Annotated in this window: 18 protein-coding genes and 1 pseudogene; 2 read left to right on the forward strand and 17 right to left on the reverse strand. The window is 63.2% G+C overall.

Annotated features, from left to right (window positions below):
* Positions 1-30: 30 nt before the first annotated feature.
* From creC to ABIE20_RS12420, 3 genes are all read right to left on the reverse strand, one after another.
* Complete coding sequence (gene creC, locus ABIE20_RS12410) at positions 31-1,464, reverse strand: two-component system sensor histidine kinase CreC (protein WP_429505346.1); 1,434 nt, start codon at positions 1,462-1,464, stop codon at positions 31-33.
* Positions 1,464-2,147, reverse strand: a complete 684-nt coding sequence (gene creB, locus ABIE20_RS12415) for a two-component system response regulator CreB (protein WP_429505347.1) — start codon at positions 2,145-2,147, stop codon at positions 1,464-1,466. The genes creC and creB overlap by 1 nt, the downstream gene beginning before the upstream one ends.
* A gap of 111 nt (positions 2,148-2,258) precedes the next feature.
* Positions 2,259-2,762 (reverse strand): ATP-dependent zinc protease family protein, encoded by a 504-nt coding sequence (locus tag ABIE20_RS12420; RefSeq protein ID WP_123565318.1) that lies wholly within the window; start codon positions 2,760-2,762, stop codon positions 2,259-2,261.
* A gap of 180 nt (positions 2,763-2,942) precedes the next feature.
* Between ABIE20_RS12420 and ABIE20_RS12425 the strand changes: the two genes are divergently transcribed.
* Positions 2,943-3,830: an acyltransferase gene (locus tag ABIE20_RS12425; RefSeq protein WP_429505348.1), complete on the forward strand. Its 888-nt coding sequence runs from the start codon at positions 2,943-2,945 to the stop codon at positions 3,828-3,830.
* On the opposite strand, the gene ABIE20_RS12430 is transcribed toward ABIE20_RS12425, so the two are convergent.
* From ABIE20_RS12430 to glyA, 12 genes are all read right to left on the reverse strand, one after another.
* Positions 3,831-4,988 (reverse strand): glutathionylspermidine synthase family protein, encoded by a 1,158-nt coding sequence (locus ABIE20_RS12430; RefSeq protein ID WP_429505349.1) that lies wholly within the window; start codon positions 4,986-4,988, stop codon positions 3,831-3,833.
* Positions 4,989-4,997: 9 nt separating this feature from the next.
* Positions 4,998-5,594, reverse strand: coding sequence for a DUF1190 domain-containing protein (locus ABIE20_RS12435; RefSeq protein WP_429505350.1), 597 nt, complete (start codon positions 5,592-5,594; stop codon positions 4,998-5,000).
* 13 nt (positions 5,595-5,607) lie between these two features.
* Positions 5,608-6,375: a DUF1190 domain-containing protein gene (locus ABIE20_RS12440; protein ID WP_429505351.1), complete on the reverse strand. Its 768-nt coding sequence runs from the start codon at positions 6,373-6,375 to the stop codon at positions 5,608-5,610.
* Between the two features lie 16 nt (positions 6,376-6,391).
* Positions 6,392-6,820 (reverse strand): DUF350 domain-containing protein, encoded by a 429-nt coding sequence (locus ABIE20_RS12445; protein ID WP_429505352.1) that lies wholly within the window; start codon positions 6,818-6,820, stop codon positions 6,392-6,394.
* Between the two features lie 71 nt (positions 6,821-6,891).
* Positions 6,892-7,458 carry a DUF2780 domain-containing protein gene (locus tag ABIE20_RS12450; protein WP_429505353.1) on the reverse strand — a complete coding sequence of 189 codons (567 nt, stop codon included), beginning with the start codon at positions 7,456-7,458 and terminating at the stop codon, positions 6,892-6,894.
* A 189-nt stretch (positions 7,459-7,647) separates the two neighbouring features.
* Positions 7,648-8,847 (reverse strand): formaldehyde dehydrogenase, glutathione-independent, encoded by a 1,200-nt coding sequence (fdhA, locus tag ABIE20_RS12455; protein ID WP_045199135.1) that lies wholly within the window; start codon positions 8,845-8,847, stop codon positions 7,648-7,650.
* A gap of 92 nt (positions 8,848-8,939) precedes the next feature.
* The gene (gene purU, locus ABIE20_RS12460) at positions 8,940-9,797 is read right to left on the reverse strand and encodes a formyltetrahydrofolate deformylase (protein WP_429505354.1); all 858 of its coding nucleotides are present in this window, start codon (positions 9,795-9,797) and stop codon (positions 8,940-8,942) included.
* 11 nt (positions 9,798-9,808) lie between these two features.
* Entirely contained in the window at positions 9,809-10,441 is a 633-nt protein-coding gene (locus ABIE20_RS12465; protein WP_429505355.1) for a sarcosine oxidase subunit gamma, read from the reverse strand.
* Positions 10,442-10,597: 156 nt separating this feature from the next.
* Positions 10,598-13,615, reverse strand: a complete 3,018-nt coding sequence (locus ABIE20_RS12470) for a sarcosine oxidase subunit alpha (RefSeq protein WP_429505356.1) — start codon at positions 13,613-13,615, stop codon at positions 10,598-10,600.
* Positions 13,612-13,941, reverse strand: coding sequence for a sarcosine oxidase subunit delta (locus ABIE20_RS12475; protein ID WP_038998327.1), 330 nt, complete (start codon positions 13,939-13,941; stop codon positions 13,612-13,614). The genes ABIE20_RS12470 and ABIE20_RS12475 overlap by 4 nt, the downstream gene beginning before the upstream one ends.
* Positions 13,942-13,955: 14 nt before the next feature.
* Positions 13,956-15,206, reverse strand: coding sequence for a sarcosine oxidase subunit beta family protein (locus tag ABIE20_RS12480; RefSeq protein ID WP_038998326.1), 1,251 nt, complete (start codon positions 15,204-15,206; stop codon positions 13,956-13,958).
* Positions 15,207-15,226: 20 nt separating this feature from the next.
* Positions 15,227-16,480, reverse strand: a complete 1,254-nt coding sequence (glyA, locus tag ABIE20_RS12485) for a serine hydroxymethyltransferase (protein ID WP_429505357.1) — start codon at positions 16,478-16,480, stop codon at positions 15,227-15,229.
* Between the two features lie 231 nt (positions 16,481-16,711).
* Between glyA and ABIE20_RS12490 the strand changes: the two genes are divergently transcribed.
* Positions 16,712-17,752, forward strand: a complete 1,041-nt coding sequence (locus ABIE20_RS12490) for a low specificity L-threonine aldolase (RefSeq protein WP_429505358.1) — start codon at positions 16,712-16,714, stop codon at positions 17,750-17,752.
* A gap of 78 nt (positions 17,753-17,830) precedes the next feature.
* On the opposite strand, the gene ABIE20_RS12495 is transcribed toward ABIE20_RS12490, so the two are convergent.
* Together ABIE20_RS12495 and ABIE20_RS12500 are read right to left on the reverse strand one after the other, a co-directional pair.
* The gene (locus ABIE20_RS12495; RefSeq protein WP_429505493.1) at positions 17,831-18,568 is read right to left on the reverse strand and encodes a methyl-accepting chemotaxis protein; all 738 of its coding nucleotides are present in this window, start codon (positions 18,566-18,568) and stop codon (positions 17,831-17,833) included.
* Positions 18,569-18,691: 123 nt separating this feature from the next.
* A pseudogene (locus tag ABIE20_RS12500) lies at positions 18,692-19,768 on the reverse strand (cache domain-containing protein); the annotation flags it as partial.
* Between the last annotated feature and the right edge of the window lie 118 nt (positions 19,769-19,886).

Consider the following 19,886-nt stretch of genomic DNA (forward strand, 5'->3'; position numbering starts at 1 on the left):
TGGAGCCTGTGTGCAGACTCTGTGAAGTTTTCAGCCCAGGCGCTTGGCCGGCAGCCACAAACGCACGCGCACGCCGTCCTCGACGTTGGCAACCTCCAGCGCGCCACCATGCAGCTGCATCACTTCCTCGACGAAGTTCAGCCCCAGGCCGGTGCTCTTGCGCCCACTCAACGGTCGCGGCAGCGAGTAGAAACGCTCGCTGAGCCGGCCCAGAGCATAGTCCGGAATCGACTCGCCCTGGTTGAACAGGCTCAAGGCCACGCGGCCGTCGCCATGTTCAAGCTCGAACACCAACAAACCGCCGGGCGGAGTGAAATCCAGGGCGTTGTCGAGCAGGTTGGCGATAGCCTGGCGCATCAGGAATGGATCACAGAGCAGGCGCGCCGCCGCGGGCACACGTTGACGCACCTGCAGCTCGGCGCTTTCGATTCGTGCGCCCTGGGCCAGCAGCAGTTCGTCGACCAATGCCGCCAGCGGCACCTGTTGCTGTTCTTCCAGCGCTTGCATCTGTTCGACCTGGGCCAGGTTGAGCAGACGTTCGATCAACTGCTGCATGCGCGCGCTTTCGCTTTCGATATTGCCGGCAAAACGCTGGCGCTGCTCATCGCTCATCGGCCCCTGGAGCAGCTCGGAGGCGCCGCGAATCGCCGCCAGCGGACTTTTCAGCTCGTGGGTCAGGGTGTGCACATAGCGCTCGACGTAATCCTTGCCTTCAAGCTGGGTGCGCATGCGCTCCACCGCCGCCGCCAGTTGCCACAGCTCACCGCCACGGTAATGCGGCAGCGCCGTGCGCTCGCCTTCACTGACCGCCTGGGCGTAGCGTGTCAGCCTGCGCAACGAGCGCGCCAGCCACCACGACAGCGCCGCACCCACCAGCAGGCCAAGGCCGATCAGGCCCAGGCCGAGGTACATCAGGCGCCGCTCGGAACGGTCGATATAGGGTTGCAGCGATTTGTTCGGCTTGGCCACGGTGATCACGCCGATGATCTTACTGTCATCGAGGATCGGCGCAGCCACGTGCATCACCGACGAATCCGGATCATCCGGGTTGCTGCGGGTCGAGCGCGCACCGTATTGGCCGCGCAGGGTCAGGTAGACGTCGTTCCAGCGCGAATAATCCTCACCCACCGCCACGCCGGCCGAGTCGAGCAGCACCTTGCCTTGGGCATCGGTGACGTAGATGCGGTGGTTGACCTGGTTCTTCGACAAGCCCCAGATATCGGCCTTGGGCTGGCGCTGGCCGTAAGCGCGCAGCAGCACCGGCAAACGGCTCTGGCCAAGGGTGCCGGCCTTGACGTCGTCGTGGAGGATTTCCGCTAGCAGGTTGGCGGTGTCGACCAGGGTTTCCTCGGTGGACTGGCGTACACCTGGGCGAATCTGCTCGCGCACGGTACTGAGGATGAAATAGCCGGTCAGCCCGACGAACAGGAAGTACACCAGGAAAATCCGGATCCCCAGGCGCATCAGCTATGGCTCGGGCTGTAGCTGTAGCCAAGGCCGCGGTGGGTCTGGATCGGCTCGGCGTCGGCGGCCACCGCGCGCAGCTTGGCGCGCAGGCTCTTGATATGGCTGTCGATGCTGCGCTCGTAGCCGGCATCGGCAGCAACCCCGACGGCATCGAGCAGTTGCTCGCGGCTGAATACCCGCTCCGGTTGTTCCAGCAAGCTTTGCAGCAGGCGAAACTCGTGGCGGGTCAGGCTCAGGGCCTGGCCACGGTAGTGGATCTGCATGCGCAGGGTATCGACCTGGAACAGTTCCGCGGCGCTGGCCGCAGGCTCCGCGCGCGGCGCCATGCGCTTGAGGATCGCCCGCACGCGGGCCGCCACTTCACGGGGGCTGAAGGGTTTGACCACATAATCGTCGGCGCCGATTTCCAGGCCTACCACCCGGTCAATCTCACCGTCGCGGGCGCTGAGGAACATCACCGGCACCTCGCTGAAACGGCGCAGTTGCCGGCAGGTTTCAAAACCGCTGATGTCCGGCAAGCCAATGTCGAGGATGATCAGGTCGGCCGGGCGCTGGCGTTGCTGCTCCAGCGCGGCGCTGCCCAGGGTCACCCACTCGGTGCTGTGACCGTCGCCTTGCAGGGCGAAAATCAGCGTATCGGCGATGGCCGCTTCGTCTTCGACAATCAAAATGTGGGGCATCTGGAGCTGCAAGCCTCAAGCTACAAGCTTCAAGAAGAAGCGGATCGCGTGAAGTTACACTGAACCGCTTTTTCTTGCAGCTTGTAGCTTAAAGCTTGCAGCTGGAGTTGCTTAGCAGTCCGGCTTGTCAGCCGTGAACCGCCGCGCCGGATTTACCGCCGCCTTGAACTCGCGCAGCGCCTTGGCGCCGATCAGCAACGGGTAGTTGAAACTGCTGCGGTCGGTCAGGTTGACCTCGACGGTGCGCTTGACGTCGCCCAGGCACAGTTCCAGGTCGACCACCGGGCGCTTGCTGATCTCGGCGCCTTCGCCGTCTTCGTCTTCATCGGCGCGGTTCTTGATCTTGCTGATACGCGCCAGCTTGTGTTCATAGACCTTGCCGTCGGCGTCCTTGGTGGCGACCCGAAAGCGCACCCACTCTTCGCCGTCACGGGTGAAGGTTTCGATGTCCTTGGCCGACAGCGAGGCGGTCAGCGCGCCGGTGTCCATCTTGGCCTTGAAGGTCTGGCCGCCGACTTCCGGCAGTTTGATGTATTCGTAGCGGCCATACAGGGTCGGCTCGGCGGCCATGACCGGCAGGGCCAACAGGGACAGCAGTGCAAGTACCGATTTCACAGGATCCGCTTCCTTGAGATAAGACAGTGTTTAGACTGCGAAGGCAGGATAGGTTCGCGCCAATAGCTTATTCAACACAATGTGAAACATTTGTCCGGCAGGAGCAGACCGGAGCATTTGGCGTACGCCGACTGGGTGCTTATCATTGCCGACCGCTTACTTGAATATAAGAGCTTTCTTATGCGCCGCTTGCTGACGGGCATTCTTGTGACCTTGCTGTTGCTGCTCAACACCCTGGTCCTGATCGGCCCGCTGATGGTCTTCGCCCTGCTCAAACTGGTCCTGCCCGGCCGTTACCGTGACTATGCCTCGTGGGCGGTGATGTGGATCGCCGAAACCTGGGCCGAGATCGACAAACTGATCTTCCGCCTGTGCATCCCGACCCGCTGGGACGTGCGCGGTGCCGCCGACCTGCGCCTCGACACCTCGTACCTGGCCGTCAGCAACCACCAGAGCTGGGTGGATATCCCGGCGCTGATCCAGGTGCTCAACCGGCGCATTCCGTTCTTCAAGTTCTTCCTGAAAAAGGAGCTGATCTGGGTACCGCTGCTGGGCCTGGCCTGGTGGGCACTGGACTACCCGTTCATGAAGCGCTACAGCAAGGCCTTCCTCGACAAGCACCCCGAGCTCAAGGGCCAGGACCTGGAAATCACCAAGGCCGCCTGCGAGCTGTTCAAGCGCCAGCCGGTGACCGTGGTCAACTACCTCGAAGGCACGCGCTTCACCGAAGCCAAACGCGCCGTCCAACAGTCACCCTTCAAGCATCTGCTCAAGCCCAAGGCCGGCGGCGTGGCTTTCGTGCTGGCGGCGCTGGGCGAACAGCTCGACGCCCTGCTGGATGTCACCATCGTCTACCCCGGCGACAAGGCCCCAGGGTTCTGGGACCTGCTCAGCGGCAATTTGCCCAAGGTGATTATCGACATCCAGGTGCATGAGCTGGACCCGGCGCTGTGGAGCGGCGACTACGAGAACGACCCGGCGTTTCGTCAGGTCGTGCAAGACTGGGTCAATCAGCTCTGGCACGCCAAGGACGCCCGCATCGAGGCCTTGCGCGCCGAACTGCGCTGATCAGTCGATGATCGCGTGGGGCAAAAAGCGGCTGCTGTCCTTGGTGATCAGCGAATTGTCTTCGCGAATGCCGATGCCCGCCGGCAGATCGCCGACCACCCAGCTGCCGATCACCGTGTAGCTGTCGCCAAAGCGCGGCAGGGCCTGGAACTGCTGGATGATGCTCGGCCCGCCGCCGTACGGGCCGTCTTCGACCACCCGCTTGCCGCTGCCGGTGTGGATCTCGATATTGGCGCCTTCGCGCGAGAAGAACGGCTTGCGCACCCAGCCCTTGTCGAGGGGCGCGCCCGGCACTTGCTCGATAAACGCCGGCAGCAGGTTCGGATGGCCCTGGTGGCGCTCCCACAGCAGCGCGAGCATGCCCTTGTTGGAAAGAATCGCCTTCCACGGCGGCTCGACGAAAAGTGTGCCGCTGCTGGCAATCGCCGGTCCGTAGGGGTCGTGGAAGATGTCTTCCCAGGGGTAGAGCTTGAACAGGCTCGGGATCGGTGCGCCAACGTCATCGACAAAACGCCCGCCGCGGCTCAGGCCGATGTCTTCCATGTCCACCAGGCGCGCATCCAGCCCGGCGCCCAGGGCGATATCGCGCAGGTATTCGACGGTGCCGCGGTCTTCGATCGAGTCTTTGACCGAGGAAAAATAGAACGGCGTGGCGAAGGTACTGGCACCCATCACCTGAGTGAGTTTGTCTTCCAGGCTGTTGAACTGATCGGCGTCGGCCGGCAGCATGCCGCGCTGCATCTGCTGCTCAAGCCACAGGTACTGGAAGAAACTGGCTTCGTAGAGTGACGTCGGCGTGTCGTAGTTGGCCTCCAGCAGCTTGGCCGGGCCCTTGCCGTCGTAACACAGGTCCATGCGCCCGTAGAAATGCGGGTGGCCGTCGCGCCACGAGCGGCGGATCAGATCGAAGTACGGCGCCGGAATCGCCAGGCGCTCGAGCAGCTCTTCACTGTCGACCACCTCGGCCACCAGCGCCATGCACAGCTCATGCAGCTCGCGGGTGGGTTCCTCGAGATCGTCTTCGATCTGCCGCAGGCTGAACTGGTAATAGGCCGACTCGTCCCAGTAGGGCTCGTCGCCGAAGGTGTGGAAATTGAAACCGAAGTGCTCGGCGGTGGCGCGCCAGTCCGGGCGCGGGGCGATGGAAATTCGCTTCATCTGCAATCCTCAGGTGCTGTAGCTGCGCAGCGACGAGCGGCTGTTGAACCCGTTGCTATCCAGGGTCAACCAGCGCGTCGAGCCGTAGCTGTTACCGCCAAAAACACGCAATAGCGCAGGTGCCACATCGGCCCTGCCCTGTTCACTCAATGCACTGCTGGCAAACGCCTCGCGGCCCTTGCGCGCCCGGTACACAGGCTCCGCCAGATAGCGCGGCGCGGCATCGACATAACGCAGGCTGGTCCAGTGCGCCTGATCGATAGGCACCCCGTCGTCGTAGACCTGGCGCTCGGTGGTCAGCTTGAAACCGTCCATGGCCGGCAGAAAAAAACCGTTGCCCTCGGCCTGCTGGCAGTGCTCAAAGCGCAGCTGGCAGGCGTTGAGGTCGTCAAAGCGCGGCGCGTGGGCATAATGCAACTGCTGCGCGACATCCCGTGCCTCATTGCATGCTTCGGCGCGGGTGCCACTGCCAATGCACTGCTGCACGCCTTGATGGTGACGCACCTCGCTATACGGCTTGATTGCCGCCATCTGGTTGTCGCAGGCGCTGAGTACCAACGGCAGGCTACCCAAGGCCAGCAGGCGCAGGGATTTGCTGCGTTTCATCGGCTGACCTCGTTCAGGAAGCGAAGCCGCCACGCCCCGAAGCACGCGAGACAAAACCGTTGTGGGTGCCCACCGCAAATGGCCGTGCCGAGCTGATCAGCTTGTTTGACTGGGCCATGGGGATAATCGCCGGATGGGCGCTGCCCACGTGCGCCGGGTCGCTGCTGGCAACGCTGCCCCCGCTACCGCTCATCGCTGCATGCTGCGCGGCCTCACTGAACGGCTGCGAAGCCGGATGCGAGGTGTCCAGGCCGGCGTAGTAATTGTGGTTTGCCACTTGCTCGGTCAGGGTGCTGACCTTGAACGCATTGCGCCCGTCGCGCTCGTGATAGATCGCCTCGGTCGAATAACGCGGGTCGGTGTCGGTGTACTCGTAATAGCGACGACCGCCGCCGGAACCGCCGCTCGACGATGAGCTATTGGTCGACGAGCTGCTGCTGTCGTTCTCATCATCGGCGTACACCTGGCGTTCGGTGGTCAGGGCAAAGCCTTCCATCGGCGGCACATAGTTGTTGGCGTAACGGCGAAAATCGCACTTGAAATAGACCGCCTCACAGGCCTCGGCGGTCAAAAAGCGCGGGACGTTGGCGGCATGGTGGTTTTGTGCCGCGACCCAGGCCTGCTGGCACACCTGGCGCGGCTTGCCGTCCATGACGCAATAGTCGACGTCCTGGTAGCGCTTGGTTTCGCTGATGATCTTGGTCGGCCGGTCGCCACAGGCGGACAGCACCAGCGGCAGGCTGCCGAGGGCGACCAGGCGAATGGTTTTGCTGCGTTTCATTGTCGATCGTCCCTGATCAGGCGGCGGGGGTCATGCAGGCGGCGTTGAGCAGGCCAATGCCGATGGACACGGCGGCCAGCAAAATCGCCGAGGCGGTCTCCTGGCGGGCAACCCGTTCGGCCATGCCTTTGACACAGCGGTTGACCACCACGAACGCCAGCAACTGCACCACGGCGGCAATCAGCGCCCAAAGCAGGAAGTCGAGCAGGGAAATCGAATGGGAAATGGCACTGGCCACCGGAATCGCAAAGCCGATCAAGGCGCCAGCCAGAGCAATGGCTGCGGCATTGTTGCCTTCGCGGATCAGGCGCAACTCGTTGTACGGCGTCAGGCGGGTGTAGATGAATGCGTAGAGGGCGAACAGCACGGCGGCGCCGAGCATATAGACCATAAAGCCGAGCACGGCGTCGGCAGGCAAAGACATCTTCAGGGCATCCATGAACATGGCGAATCACACTTCCTTGTAAAACGGGGCGGGACATATAGCACACCGCCCCGCCCGCGCAAATACCTGCCTTACACGGAAGGTACGCCAGCACCGGTACCCCACAGGCTACCCAGGCTCTGCAGCAGCGAGCCGCCGACGCCCTGCTGGCCCAGGTACTGCAGGATCAGCGGGGCAAACTGGCCGATCATGCCGGTGTCCATGCCCAGCGCGCTGAAGGCGTTGTTGAGGTCGTTGGTGTCTTTGACATTCCCCAGGGCATTACTCAGGGCCGAGGACTTGTCGCTCTTGCCCAGCAGCGTGCCCAGACCGTTCAAACCGCCCAAGGCCTTCTCGCCGGAAAGCAGGTCAAGGCCGGGTACGGCTTTGCTCAGTTGCTCGTAGTCGCCGCTGCTGAGCTGATTCTTGGCCAGGCCCAACAAAGCGCCGGTACCGCCGATGGCTTGTTCGGGGGTGACCTTGAGTTCGCTGCCGAGGGTATTGAGCAGGTTCGCCGAAGCGGCTGGAGCCTGCACCGCGGCATCGCCACTGTTGCCTTTGGCGGCGTTGTAGACATTGGCCGCGTCATTGAGGCTGAAGCCTGCGAACACCGGGGTGGCAGCCAGGGTCATCAGGGTGACCAGTGCGAAACGTTTCATCGAAATACCTCGTCAGCCGTTAAGGCAGGGAAAACGAGGGTTTTGACCTTGTGGGCGGGGGATTGTTCCGCAAGTGGTGGTGACCTTATCGCCGGCAACGCCGGCTCCCACAGTGTCGATGTGTCAGCTTGCCTGTGGGCGTTGCCGGCGATGGGCCGCACAGCGGCCCTTAAGCGGTCTTTTGGAACATCAGGCGGCGCTGAACAGCTTGTGCGGGTCGATGACGAATTTCTTCGGCACGCCGGCGTCGAACTCGCCATAGCCTTCAGGTGCCTGGTCAAGGCTGATCACCTGCACACCGACCACTTCGGCAATGTTGATGCGGTCCCACATGATCGCCTGCATCAGCTGGCGGTTGTACTTCATTACCGGGGTTTGCCCGGTGTGGAAGCTGTGCGACTTGGCCCAGCCAAGACCAAAGCGGATGCTCAGGCTGCCGATTTTTGCCGCGGCATCCACCGCGCCCGGGTCTTCGGTGACATACAGGCCAGGGATACCGATCTTGCCGGCAACCCGCACCACGCCCATCAACGAATTGAGCACGGTGGCCGGGGCTTCGTGCTTGGCGCCGGCATGGCCGTGGCCACGGGCTTCGAAACCCACGGCATCGACTGCGCAGTCGACTTCCGGCTCGCCCAGCAGGTTGGCGATCTGTTCGTGCAGCGGGGTGTCCTGGGACAGGTCGGCAATTTCAAAACCCTGGGCCTTGGCGTGGGCCAGGCGCACCGGGTTGACGTCGCCGACGATCACCACCGCAGCGCCCAGCAGGCGCGCCGACGCGGCAGCAGCCAGGCCAACCGGGCCGGCACCGGCGATGTACACCGAACTGCCCGGGCCAACCCCGGCCGTCACCGCACCGTGATAGCCGGTAGGGAGGATGTCCGACAGGCAGGTCAGGTCGCGGATCTTCTCCATGGCCTTGTCGCGATTCGGTAGTTTCAGCAGGTTGAAGTCGGCGTAGGGCACCAGCACATATTCGGCCTGGCCGCCGGTCCAGTCGCCCATGTCGACATAACCGTAGGCGCCACCGGCGCGGGCCGGGTTGACGGTAAGGCAGACGCCGGTGTGCTGTTCTTTGCACGAGCGGCAGCGGCCGCAGGCAACGTTGAAGGGCACCGAGACCAGGTCGCCGATCTGCAGGTTTTCGACGTCCCTGCCTTTCTCGATGACTTCGCCGGTGATTTCATGGCCCAGCACCAGGCCGACCTGAGCCGTGGTACGGCCACGGACCATGTGCTGGTCGGAGCCACAGATGTTGGTGGAGACCACCCGCAGGATCACCCCGTGCTCGATCTTGCGACCGCGCGGGTCCTGCATTTTCGGGTAGTCAATCTTCTGCACCTCGACCTTGCCAGCGCCGAGATACACCACACCACGATTACCAGACATGCTTTCACCTCGCTAAAGTTTGTTGTTATGTAGCGGTGCAAAGTGCGCTGCCCTTGGGCGGCGCTGTGTTACTGGAATCTTTTTTTGAGCTGTCAGAGCACTACCGTCCGGTTGGCATTGAGAAACACCCGCCGCTCGATGTGATACCCCACCGCCCGCGCCAGGGTCAGGCACTCAATATCACGGCCCTTGGCAATCAGGTCTTCGGGGTAATGGCTGTGGTCCACCGCCTCGACACCCTGGGCGATGATCGGCCCTTCGTCGAGGTCGTTGTTGATGTAGTGGGCGGTGGCGCCGACCAGTTTCACCCCCTTGTTGTAGGCCTGATGGTAGGGCTTGGCGCCCTTGAAACCGGGCAGCAGCGAGTGATGGATGTTGATCGCCCAGCCGTCGAGCTTGCGGCACAGTTCGGGCGACAGCACCTGCATGTAGCGGGCAAGGATCACCAACTCGGCGCCGGACTCCTCGATCACCTGCAGCACCTTGCGCTCCTGCGCCGGTTTGTCATGGGGGTCGAGGGCAAAGTGGTAATAGGGAATGCGGTGCCAGTGGGCCAGGGGCTCGAGGTCCGGGTGGTTGGAAATCACTGCCACCACGTCCATGCTCAACTGGCCGATACGCTGGCGATAGAGCAAGTCGTTGAGGCAGTGATCGGCCTTGGAGACCATGATCACCACTTTCGGTCGGTGCTTGGGCGCGGTCAGCTCGAACAGCATGCCAAACGCCTCGCCGCGCTCGGCCAGGCCTGCGCGAAAACTGGCCTCGTCGAAGTCATCCGGCTGGCGGAATTCCACGCGAATGAAAAAGCGCCCGGACAGCCGGTCATCGAACGAGTGGTGCTCGGTGACATAGCAGTGCTGCTCGAACAGGTAACGCGTCACCGCATCGACCGTGCCGAGCAGGCTCGGGCAGTCGGCGGTGAGAATCCAGGTGTCCGGTGCACGACTCATGGCATTGCTCCTTAGGCCTGAATGCTCAGGCCGTATTCGGCGGAGGCATCCTGCAACCACAGCCACCAGTAGTCGGAGAAACTGCGGCGGATCAGCAGTTCCCAGGTTTCTTCACCGGTGCGGCGAATCACCAGTTGCGACTTGGCGAACACCGTGCCGACGGCCTTGCCTACCGGGAAGTTGTTTGGATGTACATCGTAGCTGGTGGACTTCATCAGCACGTCGCGCACGTTGGGGCCGCTCAGTTCCAGCACGGTTTGCCCGCCGCTGACGTTGACGATCTGAATGTGCAGGCCATCGAGGGCGTCGCGCAGCTTTTGCTCGACGACAAATTCCTCACCGCCGGGAACGATCAGCAGCCACTCGTCCGGGCCCAGCCACTGCAGCGACATCTCGCCGTTGGCGACCACGGTCAGGGCCACCGGCAGCTCCAGGCCCAGGGCCTTGAACACTCCGCCGGCAAAGGCTGGGTCCTTGCCATCGCCACGCAGGGTCAGGTGACCGAGGAGCTTTTTCTCGCGCAGGGTTACCCCGGCGTTCTTGCGACCCTTGCCGATCAGGCTCGGCAGGTCGGCGTGGTGCAGCGGCGTTTCGGCCTTGGCGTCGTTGCCGGGGCGTTGCTGGTAGAGGTTGATCGTGCTCATTACACACCTGCCTTGAATTCGCGTTCGGTAGGGCAAGTAACCTGTGGGAGCCGGCCTTGCCGGCGATGCAAGGCGCAGCCTTGCCAAAATCGGGGCGGCTACGCGCCCCATCGCCGGCAAGGCCGGCTCCCACAGGTCATCTGGCCAACAAGTCGATTAGATGTTCTGCCGCTCACCCTTCGGATCGAAGAACACCGAAGAACAGATCTCGGCCTCGATCACGCTGCCATCGGCCTGTGGCGAGTAGACCCGCTCGCCGATGCGTTTGAGCCCGCCCTTGACCACACCCATGGCAAACGAATAACCCAGGGAGTTGCTGGCGTAGCTGGAGGTGACGTGGCCGACCATGTCCATCGGGATCGGTTGTTTCGGGTCGAACACCAGTTGCGCGCCTTCCGGCAGCCACTTGTTGGGGTCGACCGGCTTGAGCCCGACCAGTTGCTTGCGGTTCTCACGCACGCAGTCTTCACGGTTCATGCCGCGCCAGCCGATCCACGAGAAGGGTTTGGTGCGGCCAACACACCAGCCCATGTTGAGGTCGTCCGGGGTCATCGAGCCGTCAGTGTCCTGGCCGACGATGATGAAGCCCTTCTCGGCCCGCAGTACGTGCATGGTTTCAGTGCCGTACGGGGTCAGGTTGTATTGCTTGCCGGCAGCGACGATCTTCTCCAGCACGCCCATGGCGTAGTTGGCCTGGACGTTGACTTCGTACGACAACTCGCCGGTGAACGAGATGCGGAACACCCGCGCCGGCACACCGCCGACCAGGCCTTCCTTCCAGGTCATGAACGGGAAGGCGTCCTTGTCCAGGTCGATATCGCTGACTTCGCTGAGCAGCTTGCGGCTGTTGGGGCCCGACAGGGTCAGGGTCGCCCAGTGGTCGGTGACCGAGGTGAAGTACACCTTGAGCTCCGGCCATTCGGTCTGCTGGTAGATCTCCAGCCACTGCAACACCCTTGCCGCGCCACCGGTGGTGGTGGTCATGATGAAGTGGTTGTCGCCAACGCAGGCGGTCACGCCATCGTCGAAGACCATGCCGTCTTCCTTGCACATCAGGCCATAGCGGGCCTTGCCGACGTCGAGCTTGGTCCAGGCGTTGGTGTAGATGCGGTTGAGGAATTCGCGCGCGTCCGGGCCCTGGATATCGATCTTGCCCAGGGTCGAGGCGTCGAGCAGGCCGACGCTGTCACGCACCGCCTTGCACTCGCGAGCCACGGCGGCATGGATGTCCTCGCCGTTGCGCGGGAAGTACCAAGGGCGTTTCCACTGGCCAACATCCTCGAATTCGGCGCCATTCTTCACATGCCAGGCGTGCAGGGCGGTAAAGCGTACCGGCTCGAACAGGTGCCCGCAGTGCCGGCCCGCCACCGCACCGAAGGTGATCGGCGTGTAGTTGGGGCGGAACATGGTGGTGCCCATTTCCGGGATGGTGATGCCCATCGAGCGGGCGGCAATCGCCAGGCCGTTGATGTTGCCGAGCTTGCCCTGGTCGGTACCAAAGCCCAGGGCGGTGTAGCGCTTGACGTGCTCGACCGACTCGAAGCCTTCGCGGGTGGCCAGTTCGATGGCAGCGGCGGTGACATCGTTCTGCTGGTCGACGAACTGCTTCGGCGCCCGTGCGGTGTTCTTGTCGTGGGGCACCTGGAACAGCGCCAAGGTGGGCTCTTCCTGACGCGCCAGAACCTTCGGAATCACCCCCAGCACCGCCTTGAAGCCAGCTTCGGTGGCAGCGCGCACGCCGCCTTCAAAGCCGTCGGCGAGGGTATCGCCGAGGGCGAATACGCCGTTGATGCCACCCACGCACACGCGTTTCTGCGGCGCTTCACCGGGTACGAAACCGAGAATGTCTTCACGCCAGACCGGCTTGCCGCCCAGGTGCGAAGCCAGGTGCACCACCGGGCTGTAGCCGCCGGAAGTGGCCACCAGGTCGCAATCCAGCCACTCACCGGGGCTGCTGACCTTATGCGCCTTGACGTCGATGGCGGCGACGCGGGCTGCAGTCACGTGCTTGCTGCCGCGCGTTTCGATGACCGCGCTGGAGGTAAGGATGCGGATGCCCTTGGCGCGCGCCTCTTCCACCAGCGAACCGCGCGGGTTGTGGCGGGCATCGGCGACGGCGACCACGTTCAGGCCGGCGTCGTGCCAGTCCAGGGCCACGCGGTAGGCATGGTCGTTGTTGGTCGACAGCACCAGCTTGCGCCCCGGCGCCACGCCGTAGCGGCGCACGTAAGTCGAGACCGCGCCGGCGAGCATGTTGCCCGGCACGTCGTTGTTGCCGTACACCAAAGGCCGCTCATGGGCGCCGGTCGCCAGCACCACACGCTTGGCGCGTACCCGGTGCATGCGCTGGCGCACCTGGCCGATCGGCGCGCGATCGCCGAGATGGTCGGTCAGGCGCTCGTGAATGGTGAGGAAGTTGTGATCGTGGTAGCCGTTGACCGTCGCCCGTGGCAACAGGGTAACTTCCGGCAGTTGCTTGAGTTCAGCGACCACCGCCGCAACCCAGTCGGCGGCCGGTTTGCCGTCGAGGGTTTCACGGCTGTCGAGCAGGCTGCCGCCAAACTCTTCCTGTTCATCGGCAAGGATCACCCGCGCGCCGCTGCGGCCCGCGGCCAGGGCTGCGGCCAGGCCGGCAGGGCCTGCGCCGACCACCAGCACGTCGCAGTGGTGGTTCATGTAGTCGTAGCTGTCCGGGTCGTTCTGCAATGGCGCACGGCCAAGGCCGGCGGCTTTGCGGATGTACTTCTCGTAAGTCATCCAGAACGACTGCGGGTACATGAACGTCTTGTAGTAGAAGCCCGGCGGCATCAGCTTGCCGCCGACCTTGCCGAGAATGCCCATGACGTCGTTGTTCACGTTCGGCCAGCCATTGGTGCTGGTGGCCACAAGGCCAGCGTACAGCGCCTGCTGAGTGGCGCGCACGTTGGGTACCTGGGTGGCTTCGGTGGCGCCGATCTGCAGAATGGCGTTGGGTTCCTCGGTACCTGCGGCAATGATCCCGCGGGGGCGCGAGTACTTGAAGCTGCGCCCGACGATGTCGACGCCGTTGGCCAGCAATGCAGCGGCCAGGGTGTCACCGGCAAAGCCCTGGTAGGTCTGGCCGTTGAAGGTGAAGTTCAAGACTTTGCTGCGGTCGATGCGACCACCGTTGGACAGGCGATAGACCTGGCTCATACCTTTTCTCCCTGACCACTGACTGCCAACTGCGGGCTGGTGCTCTTGCCGGTGACCTGCGGCTTGGCGCCGATCGGATAGGTTTCGAGAATTTCGTAGGTCAGCGTGTCACGCGTGGCGTTGAAGTACTGACGGCAACCGGCGGCATGAATCCACAGCTCGTGGTGCAGGCCACGGGGGTTGTCGCGAAAGAACATGTAGTCGCCCCACTCCTCGTCGGAGCAGGCGTTGGGGTCCAGCGGCCGGGGAATGTGCGCCTGGCCTGCGGCATGGAACTCCTCTTCGGAGCGCAGCTCGCCGCAGTGGGGACAGAAGATATGCAACATGGGGATTTCTCCTGTTAGTGGGCGACAGCGGCGGCGCCGTGTTCGTCGATCAGTGCACCGTTGTGGAAACGGTCGATGGAAAAGGGTTTGGCCAGCGGGTGCATTTCGCCCTTGGCCAGGCTTGCGGCAAAGACGTTGCCCGAGCCCGGTGTGGCCTTGAAGCCGCCGGTGCCCCAGCCGCAGTTGAAGAACATGTTCTTCACCGGGGTTTTGGAGATGATCGGGCAGGCGTCCGGGGTGGTATCGACGATGCCGCCCCACTGGCGGTTCATGCGTACCCGCGAGAGGATCGGGAACATTTCGACGATTGCCTGCAGGGTGTGCTCGATGACCGGGTACGAACCGCGCTGACCGTAGCCGACCCAGCCGTCGATGCCGGCGCCGATGACCAGGTCGCCTTTGTCCGACTGGCTGATGTAACCGTGCACGGCGTTGGACATGATCACACTGTCGATGATCGGCTTGAGCGGCTCGGATACCAGGGCTTGCAGCGGATGCGATTCGATCGGCAGGCGAAAACCTGCGAGCTTGGCCATGTGCCCGGAGTTACCGGCGGTGACCACGCCGACGCGCTTGGCGCCGATGAAGCCCTTGTTGGTCTCGACGCCGATAACCACGCCGTTTTCCTTGCGAAAGCCGATCACTTCGGTCTGCTGGATCAGGTCGACGCCCAGGGCGTCGGCGGCACGGGCGAAGCCCCAGGCCACGGCGTCGTGACGAGCCACGCCACCACGGCGTTGGACGGTGGCGCCAATGATCGGGTAGCGGGTGTTCTTCGAGCAATCCAGGTACGGGATTTCTTCAGCTACTTGTTGAGCGTTGAGCAGCTCGCCGTCGACGCCATTGAGACGGTTGGCACTGACCCGGCGCTCGGAGTCACGCATGTCCTGCAAGGTATGGCAGAGGTTGTAGACCCCGCGCTGGGAGAACATCACGTTGTAGTTGATGTCTTGCGACAGCCCTTCCCAGAGCTTCATCGCGTGTTCATACAGGTGCGCCGACTCGTCCCACAGGTAGTTGGAACGGACGATGGTGGTGTTGCGCGCGGTGTTGCCGCCACCCAGCCAGCCTTTCTCGACCACTGCCACGTTGGTGATGCCGTGTTCCTTGGCCAGGTAGTAGGCGGTGGCCAGGCCATGCCCGCCACCACCGACGATGACCACGTCGTAGACTTTTTTCGGGGTGGGCGTGCGCCACATGCGCTGCCAGTTTTCGTGGTGGCTGAGCGAGTGCTTGAAGAGGCCGAAGCCTGAGTAACGTTGCATAGTCTTTACTCCTGGACCACTCAGCGATATACCGGAAAATCTGCACAGAGTGCCGACACGTTCTTCGCAACATCGGCCTCGACATCGGCATCGCCGAGGTTATCGAGGATGTCGCAGATCCAGCCGGCCAGCTCCACGCACTGGCTGACCTTGAAGCCACGGCTGGTGACCGCCGGGGTGCCGATGCGCAGGCCGGAGGTGACGAACGGCGACTGCGGGTCGTTGGGCACGGCGTTCTTGTTGACGGTAATGTGCGCGCGGCCCAGGGCGGCGTCGGCCTCTTTGCCGGTCAGGCCCTGGCGGATCAGGCTGACCAGGAACAGGTGGTTGTCGGTGCCGCCAGAGACCACGTCATAGCCGCGCTTGATGAACACCTCGGCCATGGCCTGGGCGTTGTCGATCACCTGCTGCTGATAGGTCTTGAAGCCAGGCTCAAGCGCCTCCTTGAAGCACACCGCCTTGGCGGCGATCACGTGCATCAGCGGGCCGCCCTGGGCGCCGGGGAACACCGCGGCGTTGAGCTTCTTCTCGATCTCTTCATTGCTGCGCGCCAAAATCAGTCCGCCACGCGGGCCGCGCAAGGTCTTGTGGGTGGTGGTGGTGACCACGTCAGCGTAGGGCAGCGGGTTCGGGTACAGGCCAGCGGCGACCAGGCCGGCAACGTGGGCCATGTCGACAAACAGGTAAGCGCCAACCTTGTCGGCAATCTGACGAAAGCGTGGGAAATCGAGGGTTTTCGAGTAGGCCGAGAACCCGGCGACGATCATCTTCGGCTTGTTCTCCAGCGCCAGGCGCTCGACTTCGTCGTAGTCGATCAGGCCTGTTTTGGTGTCGATGCCGTACTGCACGGCGTTGTACAGCTTGCCCGAGGACGACACCTTGGCGCCGTGGGTCAGGTGACCGCCGTGGGCCAGGCTCATACCCAGGATGGTATCGCCAGCCTGCAGCAAGGCCAGGTACACGGCACTGTTGGCCGAGGAGCCGGAGTGCGGCTGGACGTTGGCGTATTCGGCGCCGAACAGCTGCTTGGCGCGGTCGATGGCCAATTGCTCGACTTTATCCACATGTTCGCAACCGCCGTAGTAGCGCTTACCCGGATAGCCTTCGGCGTATTTGTTGGTCAGGCCGCTGCCCTGGGCCTGCATGACGCGCTTGCTGGTGTAGTTTTCCGAGGCGATCAACTCGATGTGATCTTCCTGGCGTTGCTCTTCGGCATTGATCGCCGCCAGCAGTGCATCGTCATAACCCTGGATCTGGTCTTGCTTGCTGAACATCGCAGTCTCTCCCGGCAGCGGCATCGGTTCTTGTCGGGCAATTGCCCTTTTGCAGCGATGGTATGACCGACGCAGACAGCCCAGATGCCTACGGACGCCACGCAAAGGTGCGTTTACGACATGTAGCCTCATCGCGGGGCAAGCCCGCTCCCACGGGGGCAATGCTTTGTATAGGCGACGCCGCAATTCTTGGTTTAGAGTGCTCACCTGCGTCGTTCACAGGACAGTGTCATGCCAGATAAAAGCCAGCAATTCGCCAGCGACAACTACTCAGGTATCTGCCCCGAAGCCTGGGCCGCCATGGAAAAGGCCAACCAGGGCCACGAGCGCGCCTACGGCGACGACCAATGGACGGCTCGTGCCTCGGAGTATTTTCGAAAACTGTTCGAAACCGACTGCGAAGTGTTCTTCGCCTTCAACGGCACCGCCGCCAACTCGCTGGCGCTGTCGTCGCTGTGCCAGAGCTACCACAGCGTGATCTGCTCGGAGACCGCCCACGTCGAGACCGACGAATGCGGCGCCCCGGAGTTCTTCTCCAACGGCTCCAAACTGCTCACCGCGCGCAGCGAAGCCGGCAAGCTGACCCCCGAGTCGATCCGCGAAGTGGCACTCAAGCGTCAGGACATCCACTACCCCAAGCCACGGGTGGTGACCATCACCCAGGCTACCGAGGTCGGTAGCGTCTACCGCCCGGACGAGCTCAAGGCCATCAGCGCCACCTGCAAGGAACTGGGCCTGAACCTGCACATGGACGGCGCCCGCTTCAGCAACGCCTGCGCGTTCCTCGGCTGCACCCCGGCGGAGCTGACCTGGAAAGCCGGCGTCGATGTGCTGTGCTTTGGCGGCACCAAGAACGGCATGGCGGTGGGAGAAGCGATCCTGTTCTTCAACCGCGAGCTGGCCGAAGACTTCGACTACCGCTGCAAACAGGCCGGGCAACTGGCGTCGAAGATGCGCTTTTTGTCGGCACCCTGGGTCGGTTTGCTGGAAGACGGCGCCTGGCAGCGTCACGCTGTGCATGCCAACCACTGCGCGCAGTTGCTCAGCGAACTGGTTCGCGATGTGCCGGGCGTTGAGCTGATGTTCCCGGTGGAAGCCAACGGGGTGTTCCTGCAAATGTCGGAGCCGGCGCTGGAAGCCTTGCGCAACAAGGGCTGGCGCTTTTACACCTTCATCGGCAGCGGCGGCGCACGCTTCATGTGCTCGTGGGACACCGAAGAGGCGCGGGTGCGTGAGCTGGCGGCAGATATCCGGGCTGTGATGGCGGCCTGAAGGCCTTATCGCGGGGCAAGCCCGCTCCCACCGAAGATCAATGAAATCCGGTGGGAGCGGGCTTGCCCCGCGATAATTTCAAAGGCGAAACCCACCCATCTGCCGCGCCAGATCATCCGCCAGCCCGCGCAGCGCCTGGCACTCCTCCCGGCACCCCTGCACATCCACCGCCGTTTCCCGCGCCAGGTCGGAAATCCCCTGCACAGTGCGGTTGATCTCCTCGGTCACCGCCGATTGCTGCTCGGTCGCTGTCGCCACCTGATGGTTCATGTCACTGATGTGCTCGACCTGCTCGGTGATGGTCCCCAGCGAAGCACCGGTCTGCTGGCTCGACTCCACGCCCGTGCCGGTTGCCGCTTGCCCGGCCTGCATCGACGCCACCGCACTGCCCGCACCCTGCTTGAGGCGCAGAATCATTTGCTGCACTTCATCGGTAGACACCTGGGTGCGCCGCGCCAGGGTTCGTACTTCATCGGCGACCACGGCAAAGCCGCGGCCCATCTCGCCGGCCCGCGCCGCTTCGATGGCAGCATTGAGCGCCAGCAGGTTGGTCTGCTCGGAGATGCTGCGGATCACCGCCAGCACTTCGTCGATCGACGCGACCTCCGTAGCCAGCTCCCCCACTGCACTGGCCGCCTGGCCAATCTCCTCGGACATGCCCTCGATATGGGCAATCGAGCGGCGCACTACGTCGCGGGCCTGTAGCGCTTCGCTGCGCGCGGTTTGCGAGGCGTGCGCGGCATTGCCGGCATTCTGGGCAATGTCCTGCACGGTCAGGCCCATCTCATGCACGGCGGTGGCGACCATTTCGGTCATTTCCTGCTGGCGGCCGGAACGTTCGGCGGTGTTGTCCACCACTTGCGTCACTTGCGCCACCGACGCGCGCAAGCGTTCGCTGGTGTTCAACACTTCGCCGATCAGGTCACGCTGGCTGTCGAGAAAACGGTTGAAACCACGGGCCAGGTCGCCCAGCTCGTCAGCGCGGTTTTCGTCCAGGCGCTGGGTCAGGTCACCACCACCATTGCCGATGGCCATCAAGGCTCCGGTCACACGACGGATCGGCCGCACGATACAGCGCGCCAGCAGCACCACCAGCAACAGCGACACCAATGCCACGGCGCCGCCGATCAGGCTGGTCAGCCAGACGGTCTCGCGCACCTGGGCGTAGATCTGGGCTTCTGGCACTTCGGCGACCAACGTCCAGTTGAGGTCACGCAGCGGTAGGCTGAGGGCCAGATAGCCCTCGCCATCGCGCTCGAAGCGGCTGCTGTGCAAGCCCTGCTCACGGCTCAAGACAACTTTGGCAGCCTCGCCACCAATCTGTTCGGCCAATTGCCGCTTGCCGCTGAACTGCGCCTGCGGATGCACCTGGATCAAACCGTCGCCGCGCACCAGCATGACTCGCCCGTGCTCGCCAAAACTGAAGTTGTGGATCAGTTCAGACAGCTCGGTCATGCGCAGGCCCAGCCCGGCGATGCCCACCAGTTGCCCGGCTTTTTCCACCCGATAGTCGATGAACAGCGCCAGTTCACCGGTGCTGCCATCGGTGTCGATGTTCAGCAGGCGCGGGTTGCCGCTGTCGATGAAACCAAAGAACCACTTGTCCACCGGGTTGCTGCGGCTGAGGGTACGGTCCAGGCCTTTCTCGTTGTAGTAGTGGTTGCTCGCGGTCGCGGCAAACAGCGCGGTGAACGCATGATTCTGCTTGCGCAGGGCTTCGAGGTACTCGATGAATTGCGGCGCCTGGGCGCTGTCTTCACCCGCCGCCAGCCAGTCGCGCAGCATTGTGTTGTTGGCGATATCGGCCGCCGCCGTCAATGGCCGGCCAAGCATGCGCTCGATGTCGTTACGAATCGCCTCAATGCTTGCCGGCAAGGCAGTGTCGACCAGGTAACGTTCGGTCAGGCGATTGACCGCCACGCTGTAGATGCCGACCACCACCAGAATGCTCAGCAACAGCGCTGCGCCCATGCTTGCGATCAATTGCCACTGGATACTGCGCCTCCAGAACTGCATGTATTTCCCCTGGGTAAATAAGCCCTGTAGTGCAAGACACAGGCCAATTGTATACAACAGGAAATACAATAATGACACTAATCCACAGCAATGCCGGCCCACCCTCCCGAAGGCGGTG

This window comes from Pseudomonas sp. 2835, assembly GCF_050435905.1.
Taxonomy (GTDB): Bacteria; Pseudomonadota; Gammaproteobacteria; order Pseudomonadales; family Pseudomonadaceae; genus Aquipseudomonas.

What these genes read in the sequence shown, in the direction of transcription:
- creC (WP_429505346.1), bottom strand. Translation starts at nt 1,464, where the DNA reads ATGCGCCTGGGGATCCGGATTTTCCTGGTGTACTTCCTGTTCGTCGGG.
- creB (WP_429505347.1), bottom strand. Translation starts at nt 2,147, where the DNA reads ATGCCCCACATTTTGATTGTCGAAGACGAAGCGGCCATCGCCGATACG.
- ABIE20_RS12425 (WP_429505348.1), top strand. Translation starts at nt 2,943, where the DNA reads ATGCGCCGCTTGCTGACGGGCATTCTTGTGACCTTGCTGTTGCTGCTC.
- ABIE20_RS12430 (WP_429505349.1), bottom strand. Translation starts at nt 4,988, where the DNA reads ATGAAGCGAATTTCCATCGCCCCGCGCCCGGACTGGCGCGCCACCGCC.
- ABIE20_RS12435 (WP_429505350.1), bottom strand. Translation starts at nt 5,594, where the DNA reads ATGAAACGCAGCAAATCCCTGCGCCTGCTGGCCTTGGGTAGCCTGCCG.
- ABIE20_RS12440 (WP_429505351.1), bottom strand. Translation starts at nt 6,375, where the DNA reads ATGAAACGCAGCAAAACCATTCGCCTGGTCGCCCTCGGCAGCCTGCCG.
- ABIE20_RS12445 (WP_429505352.1), bottom strand. Translation starts at nt 6,820, where the DNA reads ATGTTCATGGATGCCCTGAAGATGTCTTTGCCTGCCGACGCCGTGCTC.
- ABIE20_RS12450 (WP_429505353.1), bottom strand. Translation starts at nt 7,458, where the DNA reads ATGAAACGTTTCGCACTGGTCACCCTGATGACCCTGGCTGCCACCCCG.
- fdhA (WP_045199135.1), bottom strand. Translation starts at nt 8,847, where the DNA reads ATGTCTGGTAATCGTGGTGTGGTGTATCTCGGCGCTGGCAAGGTCGAG.
- purU (WP_429505354.1), bottom strand. Translation starts at nt 9,797, where the DNA reads ATGAGTCGTGCACCGGACACCTGGATTCTCACCGCCGACTGCCCGAGC.
- ABIE20_RS12465 (WP_429505355.1), bottom strand. Translation starts at nt 10,441, where the DNA reads ATGAGCACGATCAACCTCTACCAGCAACGCCCCGGCAACGACGCCAAG.
- ABIE20_RS12470 (WP_429505356.1), bottom strand. Translation starts at nt 13,615, where the DNA reads ATGAGCCAGGTCTATCGCCTGTCCAACGGTGGTCGCATCGACCGCAGC.
- ABIE20_RS12475 (WP_038998327.1), bottom strand. Translation starts at nt 13,941, where the DNA reads ATGTTGCATATCTTCTGTCCCCACTGCGGCGAGCTGCGCTCCGAAGAG.
- ABIE20_RS12480 (WP_038998326.1), bottom strand. Translation starts at nt 15,206, where the DNA reads ATGCAACGTTACTCAGGCTTCGGCCTCTTCAAGCACTCGCTCAGCCAC.
- glyA (WP_429505357.1), bottom strand. Translation starts at nt 16,480, where the DNA reads ATGTTCAGCAAGCAAGACCAGATCCAGGGTTATGACGATGCACTGCTG.
- ABIE20_RS12490 (WP_429505358.1), top strand. Translation starts at nt 16,712, where the DNA reads ATGCCAGATAAAAGCCAGCAATTCGCCAGCGACAACTACTCAGGTATC.
- ABIE20_RS12495 (WP_429505493.1), bottom strand. Translation starts at nt 18,568, where the DNA reads ATGACCGAAATGGTCGCCACCGCCGTGCATGAGATGGGCCTGACCGTG.